General features: G+C 34.5%; 1 protein-coding gene. It reads left to right on the forward strand.

Translation table 11 applies throughout. The annotated features are described in order from the left end of the window. Positions 1-7: 7 nt before the first annotated feature. Positions 8-1,358 (forward strand): IS3 family transposase gene (locus HP569_RS14240; RefSeq protein WP_182201812.1). Its coding sequence is split into 2 segments (ribosomal slippage), with 1,352 coding nucleotides annotated over them: positions 8-461 and positions 461-1,358; the frame shifts between segments, so codons are not numbered across the junction. This gene is flagged as partial in the annotation.

Genomic DNA, 1,358 nt, shown 5'->3' on the forward strand with positions numbered 1-1,358 from the left:
TTTTTATATGAGCAAATATACAAGTGATATCAAATTAAATGTTATTCAAGGCTATTCCCCAAAAGTAATGTCTCAAAGTGAATATGCAAAACAAATGGCTATTCCCAAAGCACAATTCCAATATTGGTTGAAGTTATATGAATTACATGGAGAAGAAGGATTAAAATTCACCTATACAAATTATCCTGTTAGCTTTAAACTAGACGTACTAAACTATATGGTTCATTCTGGTGCGTCATTAATGGATACCGCAGCTCTCTTTAAAATCTCTAGTTATACAATGGTGTATAATTGGCAAAAAAAGATGGAGATTGGCGGTGTAGATGCCCTTGAGCCAAGACAAAAGGGGCGTCCATCCATGAAAAAGAAATCTACTAAACAGCCAAAACAAGCACCAACTAAAGGGAAAGTTGATGCACTTGAAGCACGAATTAAACAACTTGAAATGGAGAACGACTATTTAAAAAAGTTGAATACCTTAGTTCAAAACAAGGAAAAATCACCAAACAAGACAAAGTACAAATAGTCTATGAGTTAAGGTATAAATATTCGGTGAAGTCGCTCGTGAAGCTCGCTGGTATTCCACGTAGCACGTATTATAATTTAATAAAGAGAATGCAGCGACCAGATCCAGATGCTGATTTGAAAGCAGAGATCAAATCGATTTACGATGAACATGAAGGACGATATGGCTATCGTCGTATTCGTGATGAATTAGTCAACCGAGGGAAGAAAGTAAATCACAAGAAGGTCCAACGCATCATGAAAAGGCTAGGTTTAAAGTGCCTTGTACGTATGAAAAAATATAAATCCTATAAAGGAACGGTTGGTAAGATTGCACCAAATCATTTAGATCGCCAATTTACAGCGCAAGCCCCAAACGAAAAATGGGTTACTGATATTACGGAGTTTAAATTATTTGGAGAAAAGTTATATTTATCACCTGTATTAGATTTATTTAACGGAGAAATTATTACGTATACTATCAGCTCTAGACCAACGTATTCACTTGTTTCGGAGATGTTAAAGAAAGCACTAGATTACTTGCCAGAAGATCATAAACTATTGATGCATTCCGATCAAGGTTGGCATTATCAGATGAAACAATATCGTTATGCCCTCGAAAATAGAGGAATTAAACAAAGTATGTCTCGTAAAGGAAACTGTTACGATAATTCGGTGATAGAGAATTTCTTTGGAATTATGAAATCAGAATTTCTTTATTATAAGGAATTCGAAAGTGTAGAGCACTTTAAACAAGAACTTGAAAAATATATAGAATACTATAATATGAAACGGATAAAGGCGAAATTTAAAATGAGTCCGGTACAATACCGAACTCATTTTGAACAAGCTGC

This window comes from Paraliobacillus salinarum (assembly GCF_014083865.1).
In the GTDB taxonomy this organism is placed as follows: Bacteria; Bacillota; Bacilli; order Bacillales; family Amphibacillaceae; genus Paraliobacillus; species Paraliobacillus salinarum.